This window comes from Neptunitalea chrysea, from assembly GCF_027924145.1.
Taxonomy (GTDB): Bacteria; Bacteroidota; Bacteroidia; order Flavobacteriales; family Flavobacteriaceae; genus Neptunitalea; species Neptunitalea chrysea.
On record NZ_BRVP01000021.1, the window covers coordinates 25,274 to 51,952 of the forward strand.

Here is a 26,679-nt window from a genome sequence, read left to right on the forward strand (position 1 = left end):
AGGTATATACAATTTAAATATCTATAACACTATCGTTAATATGCTTACGTACTTTCTTCATAGCAGCATATGTATCGTCTTCTGCTCTATAGCCAATCGGCATAATTAAAACAGACTTTAAATTTTTATCTGCAAGTTGTAAAGCTTCATCAAAAGCATCAGGTTTAAACCCTTCCATTGGGCACGCATCTATACCTTCTATGGCGCATACCGTTAATACATTCCCCATTACCAAATAGGCTTGCTTCACTGCCCATAACAATACTTCATCAGTAGACATCTCTCCAAAAACCTTTACTAAAAATCGTTTATAAGAATCTAACTCCTTACCTGGAATATTTCTTATATCTGCAACCAGTTTAAAATAATCATGTATAAACTGCTCATTATACCCCGACGGAACACAAAACACCAATAGGTCTGAACACTCCCCTACCTGACTTTGATTATACGCATGTACCTGTAGCTCTTTCTTAACCTGCTCATCTCTTATCACCAATAAAGTTACCGGTTGTAAACCATAAGAAGTAGCTGTTAAATTAAAAGCCTCTTTAATAACAGCCATTTTATCTTCCCCTATTTTCTTTGAAGTGTCAAATTTTTGAGTAGCATACCTCCATTGCAAATGCTTAATTATACCCATAACTAGTTTGGTTTTTATTTATGCTACAAAACTACCCATTTCCAAATACATAACCATTCCCTAATAAATTTCATTAGCTTTCCTGTATTCAGAGGGTCTTTTACCTATTATTTTACAAAAAGTAGTACTAAATGTAGGCACACTACTATACCCCACTTTATTGGCTATCTCTGCAATGGTATAATCGTTATCTACTAAATACTCTAACGATTTAAAAATACGCAATAAGGCAAAATACCTAATAAAAGGCATTCCTACATCCTTTTTAAACAACCTGTACAACGTTTTTTCTGAAACACCATACCGTGTAGCCAATAGCGTTAAACTATGCTCATGCTGCACATTTGTAGAAATATATTTTATAATCTTTTTGAGTCTATCGTCTGTTGCTTGCGGTAAATTCAAAAGTAATGTTTGTGTGGCCGACTGCTCTATCAATACTTTAAAGGCCATAACTATGGTAAACCTACTTTTATTTTTGCTAAGTATATCTCCTTTCCAGTTTTTAGTGTACAATAAAAGCTCAAATAAAAGATTGTTCACTGGGTAAATACCCTCCTTATAGAAATATGAATTATCTAAAGACTTTATAGGAAAATATAAGTTTCTCATAATTACTTTAGGAGAGCTCGGGTAAATACTGTGTTCTACTCCCGGAGGTATCCACATATAGTGTCGTGCAGGCAAATAATGGGTCTTGGTTTCCGTTTTAATAAAAACCACTCCCCCTTCTGTATAAATAAACTGTCCTTTCTTATGCACATGGGGTTCAATAAAAACTTCCCCCATTAAATCGTGATAGCAATAAACACTAGCAGACTGTTTATCTACTTCGGTTAAATAATATTTGGTTTTTAGCGCTTCTGTCATTAGAGAATCTTAATATGTCCTTTTCAGATATTTAATTGTCTATTTTAAATAAAATAAAATATAGCTTATTTTATAATTTAGTTATAAATATAATGATATCCGTAGTAATCATAATATAAAATTAAAAATTTATAATTTTTAACACCAATAAAATATCAAAACCAAAGTAAAAATGCATCACTCACGAATACGATTTAGTAATTACAAAAAATTACTAAAAACGCCCTATGAAGCGGCACAATTAATTAGCAAAGATGATGTTTTAGGAGTAAGTGGCTTCATCAAGGCAGGAGACAGTAAAAGTGTATTACCCGAAATAGCCAAAAGAGCGCTTACAGAAAAACTTTCATTAACCGTACTTAGTGGTGCCTCTCTAGGATATAACACAGATGCCGACTTAGCACAAAATGGCGCACTACACAAACGTTTGCCTTTTCAGGCAGATCCAACGCTAAGAACAGCCATAAACAATCATGAGATTCTATATGTAGACCAACATTTGAGCTATACTGCCGAAATGCTACAAAACATCTCAGAATATCGTATTGATGTGGCTATCATAGAAGCTGTTTGTATTACTGAAGAGGGGTATATTGTACCAACCACCTCTGTAGGCAACTCTGCTAGTTTTGCACAGAATGCATCAAAAATAATTATTGAGGTAAATACCGCTATGCCATTAGATTTTGAAGGTATACACGATGTAAAACTACAATTAAAACAACCCCATAGAGCGGTAATTAACATTACTAAATCAGATGACCGAATAGGAGATCCGTATATTAAAATAGCTCCTGATAAAGTACTGGCAGTAGTGTACACAGATGTTCCTGATTGTCCTGCTGTAATTGCAGCTCCCGATGAAAAAACAGCTGCCATATCAAATCATATTCTAAATTTCTTAGAAAAAGAAGTAGATGCAGGACGCTTAACAAACTCCCTACTACCATTACAAGCAGGTATTGGTAAAATTGCTAATGCGGTTTTATCTGGTTTTACAAAAAGTACTTTTGAAAACCTTACCATGTATTCAGAAGTCTTACAATATAGTACATTTGAGTTATTCGACGCTGGTAAACTCACCTTTGCCTCTGCTTCTTCTATTACGGTAACAGAAGGTTGTTTGCGTACAATAATAGAGCATTTTAACGCTTATAAAGATAAATTAGTACTACGCCCTCAAAACATAAGCAATGCAGCAGAAGTAATAAGAAGACTGGGCGTTATTGCCATTAATACCGCTATTGAGTTTGATATGTATGGAAACGTAAACTCTACACATATTGCAGGTACCAAAATGATGAATGGTATAGGGGGCTCAGGAGACTTTGCGCGTAATGCTTATTTAAGCATTTTTGTTTGTCCATCTATTTCTAAAAATAACAGCATATCACATATTGTTCCTATGGTATCGCATACCGACCATACAGAGCATGATGTAGACATATTAGTAACCGAACAAGGACTAGCCGATATACGCGGACTAGCACCACGAGAACGTGCGGAAGCAATTATAGAAAATTGTGTGCACCCATTTTACAAAAAGCAATTGTTAGACTATTTTAAAGAAGCCTCTTTAAAAGGCGGGCAAACCCCGCATATATTAGAAAACGCTTTTTCATGGCATACCCATTTAAAAACATTTGGTACCATGAAATTGGTTGAATTAGTAGAATAATAAATTGTACGAACGTTTTTTTTGATTCCAAAATAACTCTTTATTAAGTAGTTAGTTTTTATTTTATTTTTTTCTCAAAAAAAATGTTTCACTATTGAAAAATCTTTCTATATTTGCAACCGCAAAGGAGAAATGGCAGAGTGGTCGAATGCGGCGGTCTTGAAAACCGTTGAGGGTCACACCTCCGGGGGTTCGAATCCCTCTTTCTCCGCAAAATAAATCGACAAACTAAGCTAAAGCCCCGTAGAGATTTCTTTACGGGGTTTTTTGTTTTTATAGTATCTCATCTCGAGATTTTTATAAACAGTATCAAAAAGCTGCTATAAAAAAACGGGTCAAGCAGAAAAGTTGGGGATTAAATTAGAATTATCGATTTTTGTGAAAAGTTATATTTTGGAAAATTACCTTGATTTTATAAAGTTAGTCTTACCCTCTTTTTTGATTGATTATTTTGATTTAGTAAAAAGTGAAAAGAAGCTGGAGGTACTGCATTTATATTTTGAAGAGCGTAATACACCGCCAAGGTCTTGTTCAAGCACATTACTATCTAAAGGCTTCCATAAGGAAGTGATTATACAAGATTTTCCTTTACGTGGTAACAGTGTTTATCTTCATGTAAAACGTAGAAGATGGACAGACAAATCCAGTGGAGAGATCATACAAAGAGATTGGAATTTAGTAGCTCAGGGAACTCGTATGACACAAGAGTTTGCTGCTTTTTTAAAAGAAATTAGTAGATACTAAATCCAATGATTGCCATACCATAGGTTCATTTTATGGAGTGAATGGAAAGCGACTTCAACATCAATATAAACATCATTTAAGTGGTTTTACTAATTGGGAGAAAAAGTCTCATTCCCGGCAATGGCTCATCTATCCAGAAAATATAGGTTCTCATTTATCCATAGACGAGACTTCTCTTTCTCAAGGAGAACTCTATACTATAATTACCAATAAAAAGGCTAAAGGTAAAAAAGGAGCTTTAGTAGGTATTTTTAAAGGCACTAAGGCAGAACCTATTATCAACAGATTACTCAAACTTCCAGACGCTATGCGGAATAAGGTTCAGGAAATAACTTTGGATATGGCTCATTCCATGAAGCAAATCGTAAAAACCTGTTTTCCTAAAGCCTTACAAGTTACCGATAGGTTCCATGTTCAAAAGCTAGCTATTGATGCTTTAAAGGACTTACGGATTAAATATCGTTGGGAAGCTATGGATCAGGAAAATGAGCAAATTAAACAAAGTAAAGAACAACAAAGAGAATATACTCCTAAAATACTAGCTAATAGAGATACTCCTAAGCAACTATTAGCCAGAAGTAGGTATCTGCTCTATAAAGCTTCTAATGACTGGACAACAAGTCAAGCTAACAGAGCTACACTACTCTTTGATTTATACCCTGAACTACAAAAGGCATATAAGCTGGTTAATGGATTAAGAAATATATTTAATCAACCGTATGATATTAAAGTAGCTTACACCAAATTAGCTCATTGCTACAGAGACGTAGAATTAGCAGGGTTTAAAAGCTTCCAAACAGTAGCCAATAGTATGAGTTTAAACTATAGGTCAATCTTGAATTACTTTATAAACAGAAACACAAATGCTTCAGCAGAATCATTCAATGCCAAAATTAAAGCCTTCAGAACTCAGTTTAGAGGAGTCAAAAACACCGAGTTCTTCTGGTATAGATTAACTAAAATAGTTGCATAGTCCCCAACATTTAGGAATGATCCGTTTAAAAGCTTCCAACAGATATATTACCTATTGGAAGTTCTTTATGAGATAAGCTCTAAAGCTCATAGAGCACGCTATTTTCTACTTATTATGCTCTACTATATAATCTAACACCTTAATCATTAAATGCACTCTATCTTTTCCTCTTACATTATGCTCATGCATTGGGTAAGTAAAAAAGTCTAATTGAACACCATTATCTACCGCAGCCTTCAATAAGGTCATGCTATGCTCTGGTACTACCACCGGATCTACACTTCCAATAATAAGCATTAATTTTCCTTTTAAATTCTTGATGTAGTTTTCTACACTAGTTTTATCATACCCGTCAGGATTCTCTTGTGGAGTATCCATATAGCGCTCTCCGTACATTACCTCATACATATCCCAATCTATTACCGGACCACCAGCCACTCCGGTAGTAAATACTCCCGGATGACGTAACATTAAAGAACTCGTCATGAATCCACCAAAACTCCAGCCATGTACTGCCATTCGACTAGCATCTACATATGGCAAACTTTTTAAATACTTAACCCCTTCTAATTGATCTGCCATCTCGTTGTCTCCAACATTTCTATGTATTACACTTTCAAATTCAAATCCTCTACTACTAGAACCACGGTTATCTAAGGTAAATACCAAATAATCTTCTTTTGATGCAAAGGCCGTCATCCATAAAGAAGCTCCGGCTAACCATGAATTGGTTACCATTTGTGCATGTGGTCCACCATATACATACACTAAAACCGGATATTTTTTATTCGGATCAAAATCAGCTGGCTTAATTAAACGCCCGTACAAGTTGGTGGTACCATCAGCCGCCTTTAAGCTCACCATTTCAGTAACTCCAAGTTTATAATCCTTTAAAGGATTCTCAGATTCTAAAATTACATTAGAAGTTCCTTTATTAGTGTTTATTATCTGATAGTTATTAGGAGTAGTTAAACTGCTATAAAAATCTAAAATATAAGCCCTATCATCACTAATCTGTATATTATGACTAGCAGCAACAGTAGTTAACTGTGTCGTTTTTCCATTTTTAAGACTCACTTTAAAAGCATGCATTTCTCTCGGATCTCTTCCAGTTCCAGTAATGTACAGATACTTCTCTTTAGCATCGAACCCTAAAATATCTTTTACTATCCATTTATAGTCGGTTAGTTGTTTCACTAATTTTCCTTCCATGGTATACTCGTAGATATTCATATACCCGTTACGTTGACTCATATACAAAAGTGTACCCTTATTAGGAAGGTTAACAGCTGGGAATAAAGGCTCTACGTACGCATCATTTTCTTCTTCAAAAAGCGTATTAATTTTTTCTCCAGTTTTAGCATCATATCTGTTAAACCACATATGGTTTTGCTCTCTATTTAGTTCAGCAACAAAAACATATTGCTCATCATCACTCCAGGAAAAATTTGTTAAATAATGCTCATCAGATGTGTCTATATTCAGGTATACTTTTTTATGTGTATCCATATTAAAGATCCCTATTTTGGCTATTTCACTTCCTTGTCCAGCCATAGGGTACTTAATATTCTTTAATGTAGCCGGACGTGTTGTAATATCAACCAAAGGATAGTTGGTTACATTCGTTTCATCTTTCTGGTAGAACGCCAAATAATTCCCTTTGGGAGACCAAAAGGTTCCTTTACTTATACCAAACTCATTACGATGTATCGATTGTCCGGAAACAATGTTCTCATTAGTAATTTGAGTAACTGCTATTTCTGAGTTATCTGTTGTAGCAACAAATAAATTATTTTTTACAGTATATGCTGCTGCCTTTATTTTCTTATTATAATCTAAATTTTCAGCATCCTCGTTTAAATTAATACTACCTGTATTTTCACCCTTCACATAATTATAAAAAGCGACCCCATTACCTGTATTAAAAACCATTTCATCGCCAATGGCAGTTTCTAGACTTGGAAATTGACTTGCCTCAGGAAATTTCTCCTTTAACGTTTGAAAATCTATTTCTTGAAATACTTCATTAGCCGGATTTTTAATTACAATTTTTCCGTTTTTATAATCATTGTATAAGAAGTTATCAGAATCTGATATAAACGAGATACCATACAGATACTCAGGATACAATCCTTTATAATACCCTAATACGGCATCTTCAATTGAAATTTCTTTCTCTTGCGCATGAGCAACACCCAATGTAAAGACACATAGTATTGCCAAAATAATTTTTCTCATAACTTGTGTAATATCTATTGTAAAATAATGAATTCTTTATAGCCACTAATTTACTGTTTTATTATTTGATATTTTTTCTTAGAAACATGAAATTACTATCTTACATTTAACCAAAAAAAGAATCTATCTTGAAAACAAAATACCTTTTCACTTCTGAACGACTCGGTTTTCGAAACTGGGAAAAAGACGACTTAGATGAATTTGCTTCTCTAAATGCAGATAAAGAGGTAATGAAACATTTTCCTAATATACTAACAATAAAAGAAACAGCTGATTTTATTGATAGACTACAAAATCATTATAAACAATATGGCCATAACTATTTTGCCGTTGAAGTTATAAATACTGGTGAGTTTATTGGCTTTATAGGTTTGGCTTATCAAACCTACGAAACAAATTTTACTCCTAATGTAGATATTGGCTGGAGATTAAAAAAGAATGCATGGGGAAATGGTTATGCTACTGAGGGAGCTAAAAGATGTCTTGAATTTGCTTTTAACACACTACATTTAGATAACGTAATTGCTACATGTACTGAGAGAAATTATAAATCGGAACACGTAATGAAAAAAATAGGCATGAAAAAACATGGTTCCTTTAATCACCCACGATTAAAAAAATTTCCAGATTATGAAAGATGCCTTTGCTATGTAATTGCAAAAAATGAATGGGATAACCAATAGAAAAGCTTAAAAACAAACAATATATGTTCGTAATTAAGCTTTAAACTACATCCAACTTTAATCAAATTAATTAAAAAATTAAGAGAATACTTATTTTCGTTTTTTTTTAACGAATTTGGCGTACTTATTTAAAAATGCTACATAAAACACTATCTATTAAAACTTATTTTCTACTTCGGCTGCTGTTAACATTAAATAATGTAAATCGGTATTTTTAACAAAAGGAGGCACTAACTCACTACCAGGACCATACATAGCTAATTCTACATAATCTGCAGAATGATTCATACTAATCCATCCTACCGAAGTATACCCTTTTTGTATTTCAGCTAATACTCTAAATGGTAATTTTTTAGGATTATACAATCCGCTTTCCTGCGGTATATCCTCCTTATAGTAACTTAATAAGTGAGATACATCAGCATCCGATAAACCAACCCCATTTGCATACTGAATACGTTCTTTTAACTGGTTAATTGTGGTGTTCTTATCCACACCATTTAATATCCATTCATTTGTTTGCGTAAACTTTTGAATCCCGTCAAAATGTTCATTCGCCTTAGCTCCATAAATAACTCCCGGATTTGCATTTCCATGATCGGTTGTAATAATTACTAGGGTTTCTCCATCTTCCTCTGCAAAATCAATAGCTTCTTTAACAGCCTCATCAAATGCCACTTGGTCATAAATTAAAGCGGTAATATCATTAGCATGAGCTGCCCAGTCCACTTTACCTCCTTCCACCATTAATACAAATCCCTCTGCTGAACCTTTTAAATTAGTAATAGCTACCGCTATCATTTCTGCAATACTTGGCGTACTATTGGTAAGTTGGCTACTACTATATCTATCTTTAGCATAAGGAAGCCCATTTTCAGCAAATACACCTAACAATCGCTTATCTGAAGGAGCCCCTAACAGTTTTTCTCTATTTTGAGCTACATAATAACCTTGTTGTTCATATACCTCAAACATATTTCTTTTATCCTTTCTGGTATTCGCATCAAAATATTTACTTCCACCCCCTAAAAGCACATCAAGTTTTAAGTCTACATACTTTTCTGCAATACGCTCCTGATCATTTCTTGATTTTTGATTCACACAAAATCCGGCCGGAGTAGCATGCGTAATAGGTACTGTAGTAACGCATCCTGCTTTTTTACCTGCCGCCATAAACTTTTGCCACAAAGGCATGTGTTCTTCTCCATTGGTACTTACATTAATAGATCCGTTAGGAATACGTACACCTCCACCCCATGATGAACTCGCTGCCGCAGAATCTGTTACAATAGAACTAGCAGACGCCATATCCATTAATGCCCTACTAACCTTATTATCTCTATACAGTTGCAACCAATTACTTCCTATACCGGTTTTACGACTTAAGTACATATCAGCCATATTCAACGTTCCGGTACTCATACCATCACTCACCAACATAATAATGTTTTTAGCAGCCTTACTGTTTAACTTTCTATCCTCAAAATTGAACCCCAGCGTCTCTATGGGATTTAACAACATGGCTCCTGCAGTAGAGAGCGTTGCATTCCTAAAGAAATTTCGTCTATTCATTATTTTGTTTTTTTGATTGCAAATCTTGCCACACAAGAAGTAAGTATGTAATTAAAATGCTCTACATCATTTGCATTCAACTTTAAAACACCAGTTACCGTAACTATTTCGTCCGTTTTAAAAAAAGGTTTTGCCAAAAACTGTAATTCTACAGCTGTTTCAGGACCTCCTACACCACAAAAGAAACAGGCCGACATTGGAGTTTTAGATAATATATAAATACTTTCCTCTGGACTAATATTCAAGAAATAGCCTGTAAGGCTTACTCTTTTCCCTTCAAGTAGTTTTACAGATTCTTTAAAATTGGGTGTTAAAAAATAATCCCCATATTCTTCAAAATATTTTTGAGAAAAGGTTACTTCTGCTAAGTCATCCCAAGTAATCATTTTCTGGGCTTGTAACCTAGTTACAGTAAACAAAAGCAAGCAAATTATAAAAATTTTATACTTCATCATTTAACACTTTTGATATTTTCATTTTGGTTATAGGTATAATGGCTATAAATACCGTTACCACAAGAATACCCAATAATAATCCTATTACTTTAACAAAACTTATATATGGAATAAACAACGTAAGATCCTGAAACACCTCAATGTTCAGAACATGGGGTATACAGTATACAATTAGCTGAGATAGTAGTAGCCCAATAATAATAGCTACGCCCGTAATAATAAGTCCTTCGTATAAAATAATTCTAATAAGTTCAGAAATACGGGCACCATAGGTACGTAACAAAGCCAAGTCATAAGCACGCTCTTTCACTAATTTTAAAAAGTTAATACCCAATCCAAGACAAGATAAACCAAGTATTAAATAGGCTATCCAATTAACCGTGGTAACACCTACACCAATAAAGTTAAATAGCTTCTCCATTTCGTACTTTGGTAAAGCCGCCTGCATGTTTGTAGACTCATTAATCTTTCTTGGAAAAGTAAGCAACCCTATAGGCGTTCTAAATTTTACCAGTAACGCTGTTACTTCTTTTGGTTTATCATCATCATGATGTTCTTCATCATGATGTTCATGCATACGCCAAACACTTTCTAAAGGAGTAACCAGTAACTTATCTAACACCTGATTAGTCTTTGTGTAAATTCCTACTATAGTCATTACTTTATTATGCACATGCCCATCTGAAACTAACCCATGGGTACTTTTAAAAGTATCCCCTATATGCAGGTGTTCCTTTTCTGCCAAAACAGCGCCTATTGCTACCTCAAAAGCTTTCTCAGGGGCTCTACCCTCAGCAATGGTAGCATTATATATTTCAGGAAAATCATTGGTAGTCCCAACAATACGGTACCCTAAATAATTATCCCCATAAGATATAGGAATAGCCTTTTTAACTAATTTATTACGGCTAATTTTTAAAGCTTCCTCATAAGGTATATTTCCTGTTGGGCTATCTAAATGTAAAAGGGAAGCCATTACTAATTGTAACGAACTTCCCTTGGCACCGATAACTAAATCAACACCACCCAAATTGTTATTAAATTTATTTTTAAAAGACTCATTTAATTCTTCCACTCCAAGTAACAATGCAATACTTACTCCTAAAAAAAGTACTGTTAAAAGCACATCAAGTGGTTTACTTAAAGTGTTCTTTACACTAATTTTCCAAACATTCATCATAACTTCAATACATTTGAAAATAAAGGCATTACTCTATGGTCGTGCGTAATTACAATAAGATTTGCATGCGTAATAGCAGCTTGATCTAATAACAACTTCATAACTCTATTACAATTTTCATCATCCAAACTCGAAGTAGGTTCATCTGCCAGAATAAGTTTAGGTTTATGTACAATAGCCATAGCAATACCTAGGCGTTGCGATTGCCCCACGCTTAATTCATTTACCTTTTTATGCTTACAATTATCTAAATCTAATTGTAGCAAAACATCATTAATAACCTTCATATCTTCAGGTTTACGATTAAAAAATAAACGCGCCTGTAAATTTTCAACCACCGTTAATGACCGCAAAGCTCTATTCTTCTGAAAAACCAATCCAATAGCACTCCCTCTAAAGGCATCTAATTTTGTGGAAGAAAGTGTTTCTATTTGTATTTCGTCTATTTTTATAGACCCTGAAGTGGGAGTAAGCAACCCTGCAAATAAATGTAGCAGGGTTGTTTTCCCGATTCCTGATTTACCTAGAATCAATAAACCATCCTTATGTTTTAGGGTAATATCAGGAAATGTTAATAGCTCATCATTCTTACTGTACTGATATGTAAGATTCTGTGTTTCTATCATATTATGGTGGGGAACTATATTTTGAATTCCTATTAATTATATGTTGCTATAGGCCATTGATCATTCTCAAAAAGACCTCCGTTCTCAAACATTTTCACCTCTAAGTCGGTTATCAAGCATTCTTTAAGCTTTTTCATGATCTTTTCTTTATTAAGGTACTGACCAATAAAAACCAATTCGATCTTTCGGTCTCCAAAGACAGGGTCCCAATTTTTTTCTATAAACTCCTTATTTTCTAAAAAAGGCGCATAATTAATCCTTCTGCTAAATGGCATAGAAGCCCACCATACTCCGGCACTATCTGCCTTACACGAACCACCAGCCGAACTCCAAACCAATGCTTGATCAGGCCTTGAAGCTAACCAAAACAACCCTTTGCTCCTGATGATATTTCTAGGAAATTCCTGGTTTATAAAATCCATAAAACGTTCAGGGTGAAAGGGTCGCCTACTGAGAAAAACAAATGATCCGATACCATATTCCTCGGTTTCAGGGATATGTTCCTCTTCCAATTCTTTAATCCACCCGGCAGACCTTTCTGCTTTTTCATAATCGAACAAGCCCGTATTTACAATACTATTAACAGGTACATTTCCATTTGTAGCAGGAACAATGATAGCCTCCGGGTTTAATTTTTGAATAATAGCATACAACTCTTTTAGTTGCTCTTCAGAAACTAAATCTACCTTATTTAATATTATTACATTCGCAAACTCAACCTGATCTGTCAATAGATTCACAATAGTTCTGCCATCTCCTGGTATATCTGTTAAATCACGAGTTGTTAAATAATCAGGACTCGAAAAGTCTTTTAAGAAATTAAAAGCATCTACCACAGTAACCATGGTATCTATATAACTAAACTTACTCAAATCTATAGTTCCATCCTCACTTTCAAAAGTAAACGTTTGTGCCACCGGTATAGGTTCAGCAATACCAGTACCTTCAATAAGCAAATAATCAAAACGATCTTGCTTTGCCAGCTTTTCTACCTCCACCATTAAATCTTCTCTTAGTGTACAACAGATGCAACCATTACTCATTTCTACAAGTTTCTCCTCTGTTCGGGAAAGTGTGTGTTCATTTTCAACCAACTGAGAATCTATATTAACTTCGCTCATATCATTTACAATAACAGCTACTTTAAGTCCTTGTTTATTATGAAGTATATGATTTAATAAAGTTGTTTTTCCTGCTCCTAAAAATCCACTTAAAACAGTTACCGGAAGCTTCTTGTTTTGCATATAGGTATTGTATTTACAAATTACACATTAAAATGTTGTATATTTACTGCAACACTGTTGCAAATGTAAAGCTTATCTATTAATGCAACATAGTTGCGTTTATAAAAAAATGTTAAAAAAATGCGAAACACCGTAGCTAAACAAGAAATTGAGCAGTTAATTACTACCTCAGAAGTTGCCTTATCTCCATCAGAGGTAGAGACACAACTTGACGGTTTGTGCAATAGAGTTACTGTATACAGAGTTTTAGAACGTCTTGAAAAAGAAGGCATTATTCATAAATTTACGAATGTAAATGGCGTCTTAAAATATGCCAGCTGTCATAACTGCTCTACCCAGAATAAACATCATCACAATCACGCCCACTTCAATTGTGTAAAATGTGGTGATGTAACATGCTTAGAAAATGTAGAACCCTCCTTTAATCTTCCTAAAGGGTACAAAGTAGCGGAAGTAAATTTTACCTTATCGGGTGTATGCCCTAAATGTAAATAATACATTAGCATTCTTAAATCTCCTGAGCTTACCTACAAGGTATTAGAAATAATTATGTAATACTTTACAAATGTTTGCCGTTTAATCCTTTGTGATAACAGTATAAAAATACGCCTACTATTACCTTGTAGTTTCTATACTATTTATTTATCTTTATATACAATAAATAAACAAACAACTATGAGAAATATATTACTGCTTACAGTGCTGTATATTATATATATACAACCCATAAATGCACAAACTAAATTTAAGAACGGTTATATTATTAAAACAAATGGCGAAAAAGTTAATTGCCTAATTAAGAATAACGACTGGAATTTTAATCCTACTACCTTTAAATATAAACTTTCTGAAAACTCCGAAACTCTAACTGGAGACCTACAAGCTATTCAAGAATTTGCAGATGATGCAAACACATTTAAATATATAAAAGCAACCGTTAACATTGACCACTCCAGTGACATTATTGCCTCATATAGTAAACAAAGAAATCCGGAATTTAAATCTGAAACTGTTTTTTTAAAAGAATTATTATCTGGTAAAGTCAATCTATATGTATTCAAACAAGCAGATAAAACAAGATACTTTTACAAATTTAGCAACTCGTCGGAAGCTCCTATAGCCTTGGTATTCAAAAATTTTATGACAACCACTTTAAAAGCTTCTAAAAATGAATATTTTAAACAACAAATTATAAATACACTCAAATGTCCTGACTTAACTAAAGATTATATAAAAACCATATCGTACCATAAATCTGATTTAATAAAAGTATATACTACTTATAATAATTGTGGACTATCTAAAGATGATAAAGTAAAAAATAAAACAACAAAGACATCTAATAAATGGCAAATTAATACAAGAATTAAACTGGGTGCTAATTTTGCAGGGCCATCCCTATCAACTAAAGATTATTCATATTACAGTGCCTCATTCGACACTAAAGCTACTCTAAGAGGTGGTATAGAATTAGAGTTCATACTTCCTTTCAATAACAATAAATGGGCTATCTTTTTAGAACCTTCTTATCAAGGCTATAAGGAGGAAACTACTAAAACAACGACCTATTATGATATTAATTATTCGTTAGATTACGCATCTATAGAAGTACCAATAGGACTACGTCATTACTTCTTCATAAATGACAACAACTCTATTTTTATTGATGCTTGTTATTACCCTTTTGACTTTATGCTAAAAAACGACTTCTATATGTCTACTAGAACTGCCTATAATGAACTAAAAACCAATCAGAATTTTGGCATAGGTATAGGCTATAGACATGATAAACTAAGTATTCAATTAAGACAAAACACTACAAGGAACCTATTATCTAATTATATCAATTGGACGGCAGACTATAAAACAACATCTTTAATTTTAGGATATACGATATTTTAACACAACTAAAAAGGGCTTGTATTTATATACAAGCCCTTTTAAAATATACGTTGGAATATTTATTATCCTAATTGTTTTTCCATACGCTTACGCTCGTTTTCATCTAAATAGATTTTACGTAAACGCATTGTTTTAGGAGTTACCTCTACATATTCATCTTTCTGAATATATTCTAAAGCTTCCTCTAAAGAGAATTTAATTGGTGGAGCTAATTTTACCTTATCATCAGCACCAGCAGAACGTACGTTCGAAAGTTTTTTCGTTTTCGTAACATTCACAACCATATCATCACTACGAGAATTTTCTCCAATTACCTGACCTGTGTAGATATCTTCACCAGGATGAATGAAGAACTTACCTCTATCTTGTAATTTATCTAATGAATAAGGAATTGCAGTTCCTTTTTCCATAGAAATTAAAGAACCGTTATTTCTCCCTGGAATTTCACCTTTATACGGTTGATACTCTAAGAAACGGTGATTCATAATAGCCTCACCAGCCGTAGCAGTAAGCAATTGGTTACGCAATCCAATAATTCCACGAGAAGGAATATTAAATCTCACAATCATACGCTCACCTTTAGGCTCCATACTAAGCATTTCACCTTTACGAGTTGTAACCATTTCTACTGCTTTACCAGAAACATTTTCAGGTAAGTCAATAGTTAATTCCTCTACAGGTTCACACTTCACACCATCAACCTCTTTAATAATTACTTGAGGCTGCCCAATTTGAAGCTCGTACCCTTCTCTACGCATAGTTTCTATAAGTACCGATAAGTGTAATACACCTCTACCAAATACCATAAATTTATCTGCGCTATCTGTTTCCATTACACGTAATGCCAAGTTCTTTTCTAACTCCTTAGCCAATCTGTCTTTAATGTGACGAGACGTAACAAACTTACCATCTTTACCAAAGAAAGGAGAGTCATTAATTGTAAACAACATACTCATAGTTGGTTCATCAATAGCAATGGTAGGTAGTGCTTCTGGGTTTTCAAAATCAGCTATAGTATCACCAATTTCGAAACCATCTAAACCAGCAATAGCACAAATATCCCCTGCCTGAATTTCATCTACCTTCATACGGCCTAAACCATCAAATACATGTAATTCTTTAATTCTTGATTTTGCTATAGCCCCATCTCTCTTTACTAAGGAGATGTTCATTCCAGATTGTAATGTACCTCTTTGCAATCTACCAATAGCAATACGACCTGTAAATGAAGAATAATCTAATGATGTAATTAACATCTGAGTAGCACCTTCCTCTACTTTTGGAGAAGGAATATGTTCTACTACCATATCTAACAATGGTTCAATGTTAGTTGTTTCATTTTGCCAGTCATCAGACATCCAGTTGTTTTTAGCAGAACCATAAACGGTTGGAAAGTCTAACTGCCACTCTTCAGCTCCTAATTCAAACATTAAATCAAAAACCGCTTCATGTACTTCGTCGGGAGTACAATTTTCTTTATCTACCTTGTTCACAACAACACAAGGCTTCAACTTCATTTCAATAGCTTTCTGCAACACAAAACGAGTTTGTGGCATTGGCCCTTCAAATGCATCAACCAATAACAACACACCGTCTGCCATGTTTAATACACGTTCTACCTCACCTCCAAAATCGGCGTGGCCAGGAGTATCGATAATATTAATTTTTGTTCCCTTATAATTAACCGATACGTTTTTAGAAAGAATGGTAATTCCACGTTCTCTCTCAAGATCATTGTTATCAAGAATCAGTTCTCCTGTTTCCTGATTGTCTCTAAACAATTCACAGTGATGCAAAATCTTGTCAACCAATGTGGTTTTACCGTGGTCAACGTGTGCAATAATGGCAATATTTTTAATGGGTGTCATTAAGTAATGTATTTAAGGGCGCAAATTTAGTTTTATTTTTTTAACTTATAAAGCATTATCCCAACCATTTATGAAATTAATTAAAAAACTTAACCAATTAATAATTAAATAATTACAAAACCATATCTTTCCAAATGGTATTTCATATTCTAATTAGCAGCATTCGCGCGGTAATACAGATAGAAATATTGTATCTTTGCATCACTTTTTAAGAAGATATTTTTTTATGGATTTAAATGCAATTCCAAAACTTAAGAATCTGGAAAGCAACAACTTCTTTCTTTTAGCCGGTCCCTGCGCCATTGAAGGAGAAGACATGGCTTTACGTATAGCCGAAAAAGTGATTGCTATTACAGACAAGTTAAGTATTCCTTACATTTTTAAAGGCAGTTTTAAAAAGGCCAACCGTAGCCGCATTGATTCCTTCACAGGCATTGGCGATGAAAAGGCCTTAAAAATACTTAAAAAAGTTTCTGAAACTTTTAATGTTCCTACCGTTACAGATATACATGAGATTAGCGATGCTGAGATGGCTGCAGCTTATGTAGATGTGTTACAAATACCTGCATTCTTGGTACGTCAAACCGATTTGGTAGTTGCCGCTGCAAATACGGGTAAGGTAGTAAACTTAAAGAAAGGACAATTTATGAGTCCTGAAAGCATGAAACACGCAGTTACTAAAGTGTTAGATTGTAAGAACCAACAGGTAATGATTACTGATAGAGGAACTATGTTTGGCTACCAAGACATGATTGTAGATTTTAGAGGTATACCTACCATGAAACAATTTGCTCCTACTGTTTTAGATGTAACGCATAGCTTACAACAACCAAACCAAACAAGCGGAGTAACAGGAGGACGTCCTGATATGATTGAAACTATTGCACGTGCAGGTATTGCAACTGGTGTAGATGGTTTATTTATGGAAACACATTTTGATCCAGCAAATGCTAAAAGTGACGGAGCAAATATGTTACACCTAGATTACTTAGAAAAAGTTTTAACAAACTTAACAGCTATCAGACAAACAATTAACAATTTAGATTAATACCCCCAATAATGCAAAAAAAGCTTTTAGCTATATGCTGTCTTAGCATGGCAGTTTTAACAAGTTTTGCTCAGGAAGAGGAAACAGTAGAAAAATACACCAGTCATAATAAAGGCAAGTTCTTTGTTCTTTTTGGTGGTAATACTGCCAATTATACCGATTCTGATATACACTTTACAGGAAACGGTTACGATTTTACGGTATATGATGCCAGTGCTCATGATAAACCAAGAGGATGGAGTATAGATTACATAAATCCTTCAAGAATGACTATTCCACAAACTAATTTTGAATTAGGTTATTTTATTTCTGATCACTACAACATTGCATTTAAGGTAGATCACATGAAATATGTGATGACACAATATCAAAAAGCAACCGTTAGTGGTGGTATTAATTTACCCGATTCAGAACCAGGTTCTCAATACAACGGAGTATATGCAAGTGAGGATGTTTTTATGACTGAAGATTTCTTAATGTTTGAACATACTGACGGATTAAACTACATACACCTTGGCTTTTCAAGATTTGATGATTTAACACACCTTATTTCATCTACTATTAATACAGATGTTTTCCAAATAAATCTAACGGAAGGTGTTGGTGCTGGTATTTTGTTCCCTAAAACAAATGCTACTTTACTAGGCAAAGAACGTCATGATGATTTTCATGTTTCAGGATACGGTCTATCTGCTGATATAGGTTTAAACCTAACCCTCTTTAAGCACTTCTTTGTAAAAGGCTCTTTAAAACAAGGTTATATTAATATGCCTAATATCAGAACAACCAATGACCCTTCTGATAAAGCATCTCAACACTTTATATTTTTTGAAAGACTTATATCGTTTGGTGTTATCTTTAAAATATAAACTATTTAACATATTCTTATAATAGAAAAGGCTTTATCAATTTGATAAAGCCTTTTCTATTATAATTTATTACTTAATAAACTACCCTTCCATTGCCTGACTAACAGCAGCAGAAATACGCTTATAAGTACCATTAACAAGCTTTTCTCTAATTGCTTCAAAAGCTGTTAAGGTTTCTTCTATATCACTAGCATTATGAGATGATGTTGGTATCATACGTAATAAAATAATTCCCTTAGGAATTACCGGGTATACCACAATAGATAAAAATACACCATAATTCTCACGTAGATCGTTTACCATAGCCATTGCTTCAGGAATACTTCCTTCAAGGTACACTGGTGTAACACATGTATTAGTATCACCAATATTAAATCCACGTTCTTTTAAACCGTTTTGTAAGCCATTTACATTTTCCCAAAGCCTTTCTTTAAGCTCTGGCATTGTTTTAAGCATATTAAGGCGCTTTAAAGCACCTTTAGTATAAATCATTGGTAATGACTTAGCGAACATCTGAGAACGAAGATTATACTTAAGATAATCAATAGTATCTTGATCTGCAGCTACAAAAGCACCTATACTTGCCATAGACTTTGCGAAGGTAGAAAAATATACATCGATACCGTCCTGACAACCTTGCTCTTCACCTGCTCCTGCACCAGTAGCACCTAATGTACCAAATCCGTGCGCATCATCTACTAGAACTCTAAAATTATACTTTTCTTTTAAAGCTATAATTTCTTTTAACTTACCCTGCTGACCACGCATTCCAAAAACTCCTTCAGTAATTACTAAAATACCTCCGTTAGTTTCATCTGCTATTCTAGTAGCACGTTGTAAGTTTTTCTCTAAACTTTCAATATCGTTATGCTGATACGTAAAACGCTTACCATGGTGTAAACGTACGCCATCGATAATACAAGCGTGTGCATCTACATCATAAACAATTACATCATTTTTAGTTACCAAAGCATCAATAATAGACACCATACCCTGATATCCAAAATTAAGTACATAAGCAGCTTCTTTTTTAACAAACTCAGCAAGTTCATTCTGTAATTGCTCATGAATTGTTGTATGGCCACTCATCATTCTAGCTCCCATAGGATATGCTGCTCCATACTCTTGAGCTACCTCTGCATCTACCTTTCTAACTTCAGGATGGTTAGCCAAACCTAAGTAATCATTAATACTCCAGTTTAAAATATCTTTTCCTCTAAATTTCATTCTTGGACTAAGCTCACCTTCCAATTTTGGAAATACATAGTATCCTTCGGCATGCTTTGCCCACTTACCTAGAGGCCCTTTGTTCTGCTGTATTCTCTCGAATAAATCTTTTACCATTTTATGAAGCAATTGTATTTGAAATCAGGCAAAAGTAATTATTTTTAGTTAGCATTCATAATAATTTATTTCGCATTTTACAAGGCTCAAGTTCCCATATACTGCAGAAAAAACAGATATTTAGCAACTTTCCTCATGTACTTCTACCTAAATTTATTAATTATCAATAAGTTGAAAGTATTTTAACAAAGTAAGAAAGCAACCCTTAAAAGGCTGCTTTCTTTACTATATTTCATTAAAAAAATACTTATTTTATGTATTCTATTTTTTGCTCTTCCTCAACATTTTTACTATCGAAGAAACCTTGATCACTCATCCACTTATCACTGTATACTTTACTCATATATCTTGACCCGTGGTCTGGGAAAATTGCAATAACTATACTATTTTCATCAAATTCTCCTTCTTCAGAAAGTTGTTTTATAGCTTGCATTGCTGCACCTGAAGTATACCCAACAAATAATCCTTCCGTTTTAGAGATTTCTCTAGCAGTATGTGCACTTTCTTCATCTGTAACTTTCACAAAGTGATCAATTACATCAAAATCGGTTGCTGTAGGAATTAAGTTTTTACCTAATCCTTCTATTCGGTAAGGATATATTTCGTTAGAATCAAACTCTCTTGTTTCGTGGTATTTTTTAAGAACTGATCCGTAAGCATCAACCCCTATAATTTTAACATTTGGGTTTTGTTCTTTTAAATACTTAGCTGTACCTGAAATTGTACCTCCCGTACCACTACAAGCTATTAAGTGAGTGATTTGTCCTTTTGTTTGTTCCCAAATTTCAGGACCAGTACTACGGTAATGAGCCTCTAAATTAAGATCGTTAAAATATTGATTAATATATATTGATCCTTTTACCTCTTCATGTAGTCTTTTTGCAACTTCATAATATGATCTTGGATCATCGGCACTTACGTTAGCAGGGCATACATATACCTTTGCTCCCATAGCCCTCAACATATCAATTTTATCAGGAGATGATTTTGAGCTTACTGCAAGAATACAGTCATAACCTTTAATCATACTCACCATTGCAATACTAAACCCTGTATTACCAGAGGTAGTCTCAATAATTGTGTCTCCAGGCTTAAGAATACCTTTTCTTTCAGCATCCTCAATAATATGAAGTGCAATTCTGTCTTTAGAAGAGTGCCCCGGATTAAACGCCTCTACTTTAGCGTAAAAATTACCTTGAACATTTGAAGTGATTTTATTCAATTTAATCAGGGGGGTATTGCCTACAAGCTCTAATACGTTGTTATAAGCATCTATCTTATGTTCCATATTGTTATTGTTAGGGTAATGGTTCTTTATTCTATTACTTTTAAAACCACAAAACCATACAAATGTAACTTATTTTTTTTAATTATTGTTCTATACCTTCTAAATCTAATAAAAAAGCATATTCCTCAGCTACTTCCTTTAACGACTCAAATCGTCCGGATGCCCCACCATGTCCCGTTTTCATATTAGTTCTTAAGAGTAATAAATGCGTATCTTGTTTTAGCTCACGCAATTTGGCGACCCATTTAGCAGGTTCCCAATATTGCACCTGAGAATCGTGATAACCAGTTGTTACCAACATATTTGGATAGGATTGAGCTTCTACATTATCATACGGTGAATAACTCTTAATATATGTATAATATTCTTCTTCTTTTGGATTCCCCCATTCATCAAATTCTCCTGTTGTTAAAGGTATGGTTTCATCTAACATAGTAGATACAACATCTACAAACGGTACTGCCGCAATTACCCCTTTAAACAATTCTGGAGCCATATTTATAACCGCTCCCATAAGCAAACCTCCGGCAGAACCTCCCATAGCATATAAATGGTTAGCCGATGTATAATTAACTTTTATCAAATGTTTGGCACAATCAATAAAATCGGTAAATGTATTTTTCTTTTTTAACAATTTACCATTTTCATACCATTGTCTTCCAAGATACTCTCCTCCTCTAATATGTGCAATTACATATACAAAACCTCTATCTAATAAACTTAGTCGTACCGTTGAGAAATAAGGGTCTATAGTTGATCCATACGAGCCATAACCATATAAAAGCAAGGGCGTATTTTCATTAATCTCTGTATCTTTTCTGTAAACTATAGACATTGGTACCTCAGCTCCATCTGCTGCGGGTGCCCAAAGACGTTCAGATGCATAATTATTTTTATCAAACTTTCCCCCTAAAACTTCTTGTTCCTTTAATACAGTTTTCTCCTTGCTTACCATATTAAAATCAATAAGAGAACTAGGAGTACTTAAAGCGTTATATGCAAAACGAAGTATCTCAGTATCAAACTCAACATTGGTTGTTGTATAAGCAGTATATGTTTCGTTATCAAATGGCAAATAATAATCTTCAGTGCCATCCCAACGTTTTATCCATATCATATTAAGACCATTAGTTCGCTCACTTACAACCAAAAAGTTTTTAAAAATATCTATATCTTCTAATAAGGTTTCCGTTCTATGCGGTAACACCGTCTTCCAATTTTCTTTAGTTGTTGCTGTTTCATGTGTTTTCATTAATTTAAAATTACTAGCATCATCGGCATTGGTAATCACATAAAACGAATCTTCGAAGTGCGCTATACTGTACTCTATTCCTCTTATTCGTGGTTGAAAAATTTGAAATTCTGCTTCTGGAGTATCTGCATTTAAAAAGCGATATTCAGAAGTTAATGTACTAGCAGACCCTATTATAATGTACTTTCTTGACTTTGATTTATAAACAAACGTATAGAAGGTTTCGTCTTCTTCTTTATAAATTAAATCTGCTAAGGTTGGATCTCCTCCTAATACGTATTTATAAATACGATCTGAACGTAATGTTTGATCATCTTTACGGGTAAAAAACAATGTTTTATTGTCATTAGCCCATGTACTTCCTCCCGTTGTATTTACAATTTCATAAGGTAAAATCTCACCTGTTTCTAGATTCTTAATACGAATGGTATAAATTCTTCTACTAACCGTATCTACTCCATATGCTACATACTTATTATCTGGACTAATATTAATACCAGAAAGTTTAAAATAACTATGGCCTTTAGCCATTTCATTACAATCAAACAACAATTCTTCAGGTGCATCTAGAGCTTCCTTCTTTCTAGTGTATATAGGATAATCTTTTCCTTCTTCATATTTGGTAATGTACCAATAACCATTATACTTATAAGGTACAGATTCGTCTTGCTCTTTAATTCTACCCTTCATTTCCTCAAAAAGACTTTTTTGAAAGCCTTTCGTATGAGCCATTACAGTATCTGTATAATCGTTTTCTGCATTTAGATAATCTACAACATCTTTCGTTTGCTCATCTAGATTTTCTGCTGCTTTTTGTTCATCTGAAAGTCGCATCCAGAAATAATCATCAACTCTTTTATCATTATGCATTTCAAGAATTTCAGGAATTCTTTTAGCGGAAGGAGCTTTTAAAGCCATACTCTATTTTTAATTTTGATAGGCAAAAATAAAACTTTCTAAATAGTTTATTGGGTAACCATAGAATTACCTTTTAAGTTATTTATTCTTTGGGCAAAAAATAATCAGAAATCACTAAAAAGTATGTATGAAACTTAGCTATTTCTTTCTCCTTATTTTCGGGATATAAAACCTCAGCTGTTTTAAATTCTTCGTTAGGCGTTTTGTAATCAATAACAATTTTACGCAATTCATAATCTACTGAAAGCTTTATAAAAGCATCCCAGGAAACAAGCGTATCGCTACATAGAATTCCCTTATAAGTAAATTGCATCTCATTTTTATCAATAGCTAAATCATTCAAATAATTATTCAGCTTTACAATAAGTTTAGCCTTTAAATAATCTTCCAAACTAATCGCAACTCTAAAACCTATATCCTTTTTTCGAGTGCTTTCTGGTATCATTAATGCCTTATTTAAATACATGTCCCTTTTAGGAGAAAGGTAACTTCCGCCAACAACCATATGCAATTCTTCATTTATTTCAGGCTCTTCAGCATCGGTATTATAAAACCAACCATCAGCCCATTCCCATACATTGCCAAGCATATTATAAATACCAATTTTATTAGGCTCTTTACAAGTAACACAAAGCTGTATATTGGTAGCACTACTATTCTTAAAAACGGCTAACTTCTTTATATTATTTGGTATTGAATCAAAATTTATCGGATCTACAAAACCTCCATTATTTGCAGCATAAACCCATTCCTCTTGGTGTGGTAATCGTACTTTAATTTGTAAACTATCACTTAACCAAGTACAATAATCTAAGGCATCCTTATAGTTGATATTAACCATTGGCTTTGTATCATCAGTCCAACCCCATTTGGGAGGCTCGGGCATACTTTTTTCTGTTTTAGAACAAAACATCTTATAATCACCAACAGTTACACATGTTTTACTGATATAAAAATCTTTTAATTCATTCACCAAATATTCTGGAATAGAATCTCCTTCATCTTCAAATAAACCAGCACCAAATACCGGAATGGTATCATTACTCCCTTTTACAAAAACAAACTGATCTTCTAGAGCACTTAATTGGGCAGTACTTTTAATTGTTACCAACCCTAAAAATACGGCTATGATTATTCTAAACATGTATTTTATTTTAAAGACAATTTTAATTACATTTAAAAAACAGGCTAAACTAACCTATTTAATGGTTTCTTATAAATTGTTATGAGACATTTTTTATTTAATGACACTAAATATGGTTTTAAACTAGATATGGATTTACATCGTTTTGAGAATAATCCGCATCTTGATTTTGAACCTAATATACACACCATCGACTTTTTTGAAATAATGATATTTAAAAATGGTAATGTCAATTTTCATACCAATGGTTTTACGGTGCCTATAAAAAACGGAACTGTATTATTTGCTTCACCTAATCAAATAAAAAAATGTCCTATTGAAAACAATACAGCAAAGGGTTTTCATTTACTATTTAAGAGTGCATTTTTAGAGCAATTTTTTGAAGATAAAATGTTTGTCTATAGACTCTTCTACTTTTACAATTTAATGCTCCCTCCTACAATCAACTTATCTCAAAAAGAGTATAATTTGTTAGAAGTTTGTCTTACCGAAATGGAATTAGAAATACAAAACCCGAAACCAGATAGTACTGAGGTCATAAGGTCACTCCTCTTTTTTATTTTAATAAAACTCAACCGCATTTTTAAAACAACTTACCATGTAAAAGAAAACTTTAAAAAGAACGAGATATTAATTGAGTATAAAAAAAACATTGAAAAGCACATTAACACCCCTAAAAACGTAAGTGATTATGCTTCCATCTTAGGGTTGTCTCCTGCTTCATTTCAAAAAAAGATAAAAGAAATTACAGGGCGTTCTGCTCTTGAACTTCTAAATCAACGAAAACTACAGGAAATAAAAACAAGACTTTTGTTTAGTGACAAAACAGTTGCAGAAATAGCCTTTGATCTAAATTTTAGCGACCCTAATAATTTAACTCGATTTTTTAAAAGATTAGAAGGCATCTCTCCATCTCTTTATAGATCGCAACAATCAAACTGATAGGAATACGACGATTTTTGATAGGTCTTAGAAATACACTTTCGTTTACATTTGACCAAAAATAAATCATATGAAAATACGCTTTATAGTATTGTATTGTTTTACATGTAGTGTAACTCAATTATTGGCGCAGTCAACAACAATTTCTTTTAATAAAGAAAAATGGAACACGAAAACAAGTACCGAAGCTAACTTTGCAAAATTTAAAGATCGTGAAGCATTACAACTTAACGGATCCTTATTTTTAAATAATTTTATGTTAGAACAGGGGGAAATTTCAGTAGATATATTTTGCGACTCCAATAGATCTTTTGCCGGACTAATTTTTCATGATTCTGGAGATAACAGTGAGGAAGTTTACTTGCGCAAACATAAATCATCTCAAGCCGATGCTATTCAATACACTCCTATTTTTAATAACGAAAGTAATTGGCAGTTGTATCCACAATTACAATCATTCTATACATTTATACCAAACCAGTGGAATACACTTACTATTGCTTTTAACGCTAAAAAAGCTTTGGTATTAATTAACAATGAGGTAACTCTTGAAATTCCTGTTTTAAAAACAGATAACACAACCGGAAAAATAGGATTATGGGCATTAAAGCCAGGATGGTTTTCAAATTTTAAAGTGGAACCGCTAAAGCATGATTTATCGGCAATAAAGGAGCCCTCTGAAGTGTATACTTTACCTCTTATTACAGAATGGGAACTTTCTAAAAGTACCTCAATAGATTCACTTTCTGAGTATATATCAAAAACGCCGAATAATATAAAAACGATAACAGCACCTACAGAGCCAAATGGATTACTGCCGATATCAAAATATATTAAGAAAACAAGCAACAGAAATTTTGAATATAATACGGAAGAATTTACCATTGCAACCAAAACTATTCATAGTAATAGCAAAAAAGAGGTGCGATTTATGTTTGACTATAGCGACCGATGTATTGTAGTTTTAAACGGGAAAAAACTTTTTATAGGAGATAACAGTTTCAAAGTTAAAGGAGTACAATATATGGGACATTTAAATAAAAAAAGTAATACTTTACTACTTTCATTACAAAAAGGAAATAACCTTCTGCAAGTTTTTGTTATTGAAAAAGCTAACGGATGGGGCCTCATTGGAAGTTTAGAAGATATAAATTAGTACCAAGTTTAAGAAAAAGAAGGTCTAAAAAGGTATGTTAAC

At 33.4% G+C, this 26,679-nt stretch carries 23 protein-coding genes and 1 tRNA gene; 11 read left to right on the forward strand and 13 right to left on the reverse strand.

Annotated elements, in window-relative coordinates; genetic code table 11:
• Positions 1–13 precede the first annotated feature (13 nt).
• The gene (locus tag NBRC110019_RS13690; protein WP_281755759.1) at positions 14–643 is read right to left on the reverse strand and encodes a nitroreductase family protein; all 630 of its coding nucleotides are present in this window, start codon (positions 641–643) and stop codon (positions 14–16) included.
• A 60-nt stretch (positions 644–703) separates the two neighbouring features.
• Complete coding sequence (locus NBRC110019_RS13695) at positions 704–1,513, reverse strand: AraC family transcriptional regulator (protein WP_281755760.1); 810 nt, start codon at positions 1,511–1,513, stop codon at positions 704–706.
• 172 nt (positions 1,514–1,685) lie between these two features.
• Between NBRC110019_RS13695 and scpC the strand changes: the two genes are divergently transcribed.
• From scpC to NBRC110019_RS13715, 4 genes are all read left to right on the forward strand, one after another.
• Positions 1,686–3,191 (forward strand): succinyl-CoA:acetate CoA-transferase ScpC, encoded by a 1,506-nt coding sequence (gene scpC, locus NBRC110019_RS13700; RefSeq protein WP_281755761.1) that lies wholly within the window; start codon positions 1,686–1,688, stop codon positions 3,189–3,191.
• Between the two features lie 126 nt (positions 3,192–3,317).
• Positions 3,318–3,402: transfer RNA gene (locus NBRC110019_RS13705), tRNA-Ser, on the forward strand.
• Between the two features lie 182 nt (positions 3,403–3,584).
• Positions 3,585–3,935: an ISAon1 family transposase N-terminal region protein gene (locus NBRC110019_RS13710; RefSeq protein ID WP_281755762.1), complete on the forward strand. Its 351-nt coding sequence runs from the start codon at positions 3,585–3,587 to the stop codon at positions 3,933–3,935.
• Positions 3,936–3,972: 37 nt separating this feature from the next.
• Positions 3,973–4,908: an ISAon1 family transposase gene (locus NBRC110019_RS13715; RefSeq protein WP_281755764.1), complete on the forward strand. Its 936-nt coding sequence runs from the start codon at positions 3,973–3,975 to the stop codon at positions 4,906–4,908.
• A 105-nt stretch (positions 4,909–5,013) separates the two neighbouring features.
• On the opposite strand, the gene NBRC110019_RS13720 is transcribed toward NBRC110019_RS13715, so the two are convergent.
• Positions 5,014–7,146 carry a S9 family peptidase gene (locus tag NBRC110019_RS13720; protein WP_281755765.1) on the reverse strand — a complete coding sequence of 711 codons (2,133 nt, stop codon included), beginning with the start codon at positions 7,144–7,146 and terminating at the stop codon, positions 5,014–5,016.
• Positions 7,147–7,274: 128 nt separating this feature from the next.
• Here NBRC110019_RS13720 and NBRC110019_RS13725 point away from each other — a divergent pair, with 128 nt between their 5' ends.
• Positions 7,275–7,829, forward strand: a complete 555-nt coding sequence (locus tag NBRC110019_RS13725) for a GNAT family N-acetyltransferase (RefSeq protein ID WP_281755766.1) — start codon at positions 7,275–7,277, stop codon at positions 7,827–7,829.
• Between the two features lie 156 nt (positions 7,830–7,985).
• Here NBRC110019_RS13725 and NBRC110019_RS13730 read toward each other — a convergent pair whose 3' ends face one another.
• From NBRC110019_RS13730 to NBRC110019_RS13750, 5 genes are read right to left on the reverse strand one after another with little or no spacing between them, the layout of a single operon-like run.
• Entirely contained in the window at positions 7,986–9,401 is a 1,416-nt protein-coding gene (locus NBRC110019_RS13730) for an alkaline phosphatase (RefSeq protein ID WP_281755767.1), read from the reverse strand.
• Positions 9,401–9,856 carry a hypothetical protein gene (locus NBRC110019_RS13735; protein ID WP_281755769.1) on the reverse strand — a complete coding sequence of 152 codons (456 nt, stop codon included), beginning with the start codon at positions 9,854–9,856 and terminating at the stop codon, positions 9,401–9,403. Before NBRC110019_RS13735 ends, NBRC110019_RS13730 begins: the two co-directional genes overlap by 1 nt.
• Entirely contained in the window at positions 9,843–11,036 is a 1,194-nt protein-coding gene (locus NBRC110019_RS13740; RefSeq protein WP_281755771.1) for an ABC transporter permease, read from the reverse strand. The genes NBRC110019_RS13735 and NBRC110019_RS13740 overlap by 14 nt, the downstream gene beginning before the upstream one ends.
• Positions 11,033–11,662, reverse strand: coding sequence for an ABC transporter ATP-binding protein (locus NBRC110019_RS13745; protein ID WP_281755772.1), 630 nt, complete (start codon positions 11,660–11,662; stop codon positions 11,033–11,035). Before NBRC110019_RS13745 ends, NBRC110019_RS13740 begins: the two co-directional genes overlap by 4 nt.
• A gap of 32 nt (positions 11,663–11,694) precedes the next feature.
• A complete protein-coding gene (locus NBRC110019_RS13750; protein ID WP_281755775.1) occupies positions 11,695–12,906 on the reverse strand; it encodes a GTP-binding protein in 1,212 nt (403 codons plus the stop codon).
• Between the two features lie 120 nt (positions 12,907–13,026).
• Between NBRC110019_RS13750 and NBRC110019_RS13755 the strand changes: the two genes are divergently transcribed.
• Both NBRC110019_RS13755 and NBRC110019_RS13760 read left to right on the forward strand, forming a co-directional pair.
• Entirely contained in the window at positions 13,027–13,401 is a 375-nt protein-coding gene (locus NBRC110019_RS13755; RefSeq protein WP_281755777.1) for a Fur family transcriptional regulator, read from the forward strand.
• Between the two features lie 180 nt (positions 13,402–13,581).
• Positions 13,582–14,808 (forward strand): tRNA modification GTPase, encoded by a 1,227-nt coding sequence (locus NBRC110019_RS13760; protein ID WP_281755778.1) that lies wholly within the window; start codon positions 13,582–13,584, stop codon positions 14,806–14,808.
• Positions 14,809–14,870: 62 nt separating this feature from the next.
• Here the strand turns inward: NBRC110019_RS13760 and typA are convergent, their stop codons facing one another.
• Entirely contained in the window at positions 14,871–16,676 is a 1,806-nt protein-coding gene (typA, locus tag NBRC110019_RS13765) for a translational GTPase TypA (RefSeq protein ID WP_281755781.1), read from the reverse strand.
• A 226-nt stretch (positions 16,677–16,902) separates the two neighbouring features.
• Here typA and kdsA point away from each other — a divergent pair, with 226 nt between their 5' ends.
• Both kdsA and NBRC110019_RS13775 read left to right on the forward strand, forming a co-directional pair.
• On the forward strand, positions 16,903–17,724 hold the full coding sequence (gene kdsA, locus NBRC110019_RS13770) for a 3-deoxy-8-phosphooctulonate synthase (protein WP_281755782.1): 822 nt from the start codon (positions 16,903–16,905) through the stop codon (positions 17,722–17,724).
• 47 nt (positions 17,725–17,771) lie between these two features.
• Entirely contained in the window at positions 17,772–18,593 is an 822-nt protein-coding gene (locus NBRC110019_RS13775; protein WP_281755784.1) for a hypothetical protein, read from the forward strand.
• Positions 18,594–18,674: 81 nt separating this feature from the next.
• Here the strand turns inward: NBRC110019_RS13775 and capB are convergent, their stop codons facing one another.
• The 4 genes from capB to NBRC110019_RS13795 form a co-directional block, all read right to left on the reverse strand.
• Positions 18,675–19,937, reverse strand: a complete 1,263-nt coding sequence (gene capB / locus NBRC110019_RS13780; protein ID WP_281755785.1) for a cysteate-C-fatty acyltransferase — start codon at positions 19,935–19,937, stop codon at positions 18,675–18,677.
• Between the two features lie 247 nt (positions 19,938–20,184).
• Entirely contained in the window at positions 20,185–21,225 is a 1,041-nt protein-coding gene (gene capA, locus NBRC110019_RS13785) for a cysteate synthase (protein ID WP_281755787.1), read from the reverse strand.
• Positions 21,226–21,307: 82 nt separating this feature from the next.
• Positions 21,308–23,395 carry a S9 family peptidase gene (locus NBRC110019_RS13790; protein ID WP_281755789.1) on the reverse strand — a complete coding sequence of 696 codons (2,088 nt, stop codon included), beginning with the start codon at positions 23,393–23,395 and terminating at the stop codon, positions 21,308–21,310.
• Between the two features lie 82 nt (positions 23,396–23,477).
• A complete protein-coding gene (locus NBRC110019_RS13795) occupies positions 23,478–24,539 on the reverse strand; it encodes a formylglycine-generating enzyme family protein (protein WP_281755791.1) in 1,062 nt (353 codons plus the stop codon).
• Positions 24,540–24,620: 81 nt separating this feature from the next.
• Between NBRC110019_RS13795 and NBRC110019_RS13800 the strand changes: the two genes are divergently transcribed.
• A complete protein-coding gene (locus NBRC110019_RS13800; protein WP_281755793.1) occupies positions 24,621–25,481 on the forward strand; it encodes an AraC family transcriptional regulator in 861 nt (286 codons plus the stop codon).
• Positions 25,482–25,551: 70 nt separating this feature from the next.
• A complete protein-coding gene (locus NBRC110019_RS13805; RefSeq protein WP_281755795.1) occupies positions 25,552–26,637 on the forward strand; it encodes a DUF1080 domain-containing protein in 1,086 nt (361 codons plus the stop codon).
• The last annotated feature ends 42 nt before the right edge of the window (positions 26,638–26,679 follow it).

What these genes read in the sequence shown, in the direction of transcription:
- NBRC110019_RS13755 (WP_281755777.1), top strand. Translation starts at nt 13,027, where the DNA reads ATGCGAAACACCGTAGCTAAACAAGAAATTGAGCAGTTAATTACTACC.
- NBRC110019_RS13690 (WP_281755759.1), bottom strand. Translation starts at nt 643, where the DNA reads ATGGGTATAATTAAGCATTTGCAATGGAGGTATGCTACTCAAAAATTT.
- capB (WP_281755785.1), bottom strand. Translation starts at nt 19,937, where the DNA reads ATGGTAAAAGATTTATTCGAGAGAATACAGCAGAACAAAGGGCCTCTA.
- NBRC110019_RS13805 (WP_281755795.1), top strand. Translation starts at nt 25,552, where the DNA reads ATGAAAATACGCTTTATAGTATTGTATTGTTTTACATGTAGTGTAACT.
- NBRC110019_RS13775 (WP_281755784.1), top strand. Translation starts at nt 17,772, where the DNA reads ATGGCAGTTTTAACAAGTTTTGCTCAGGAAGAGGAAACAGTAGAAAAA.
- NBRC110019_RS13795 (WP_281755791.1), bottom strand. Translation starts at nt 24,539, where the DNA reads ATGTTTAGAATAATCATAGCCGTATTTTTAGGGTTGGTAACAATTAAA.
- NBRC110019_RS13750 (WP_281755775.1), bottom strand. Translation starts at nt 12,906, where the DNA reads ATGCAAAACAAGAAGCTTCCGGTAACTGTTTTAAGTGGATTTTTAGGA.
- NBRC110019_RS13800 (WP_281755793.1), top strand. Translation starts at nt 24,621, where the DNA reads ATGAGACATTTTTTATTTAATGACACTAAATATGGTTTTAAACTAGAT.
- NBRC110019_RS13760 (WP_281755778.1), top strand. Translation starts at nt 13,582, where the DNA reads ATGAGAAATATATTACTGCTTACAGTGCTGTATATTATATATATACAA.
- NBRC110019_RS13735 (WP_281755769.1), bottom strand. Translation starts at nt 9,856, where the DNA reads ATGATGAAGTATAAAATTTTTATAATTTGCTTGCTTTTGTTTACTGTA.
- NBRC110019_RS13740 (WP_281755771.1), bottom strand. Translation starts at nt 11,036, where the DNA reads ATGATGAATGTTTGGAAAATTAGTGTAAAGAACACTTTAAGTAAACCA.
- NBRC110019_RS13790 (WP_281755789.1), bottom strand. Translation starts at nt 23,395, where the DNA reads ATGGCTTTAAAAGCTCCTTCCGCTAAAAGAATTCCTGAAATTCTTGAA.
- NBRC110019_RS13745 (WP_281755772.1), bottom strand. Translation starts at nt 11,662, where the DNA reads ATGATAGAAACACAGAATCTTACATATCAGTACAGTAAGAATGATGAG.
- NBRC110019_RS13695 (WP_281755760.1), bottom strand. Translation starts at nt 1,513, where the DNA reads ATGACAGAAGCGCTAAAAACCAAATATTATTTAACCGAAGTAGATAAA.
- kdsA (WP_281755782.1), top strand. Translation starts at nt 16,903, where the DNA reads ATGGATTTAAATGCAATTCCAAAACTTAAGAATCTGGAAAGCAACAAC.
- capA (WP_281755787.1), bottom strand. Translation starts at nt 21,225, where the DNA reads ATGGAACATAAGATAGATGCTTATAACAACGTATTAGAGCTTGTAGGC.
- scpC (WP_281755761.1), top strand. Translation starts at nt 1,686, where the DNA reads ATGCATCACTCACGAATACGATTTAGTAATTACAAAAAATTACTAAAA.
- NBRC110019_RS13720 (WP_281755765.1), bottom strand. Translation starts at nt 7,146, where the DNA reads ATGAGAAAAATTATTTTGGCAATACTATGTGTCTTTACATTGGGTGTT.
- NBRC110019_RS13730 (WP_281755767.1), bottom strand. Translation starts at nt 9,401, where the DNA reads ATGAATAGACGAAATTTCTTTAGGAATGCAACGCTCTCTACTGCAGGA.
- typA (WP_281755781.1), bottom strand. Translation starts at nt 16,676, where the DNA reads ATGACACCCATTAAAAATATTGCCATTATTGCACACGTTGACCACGGT.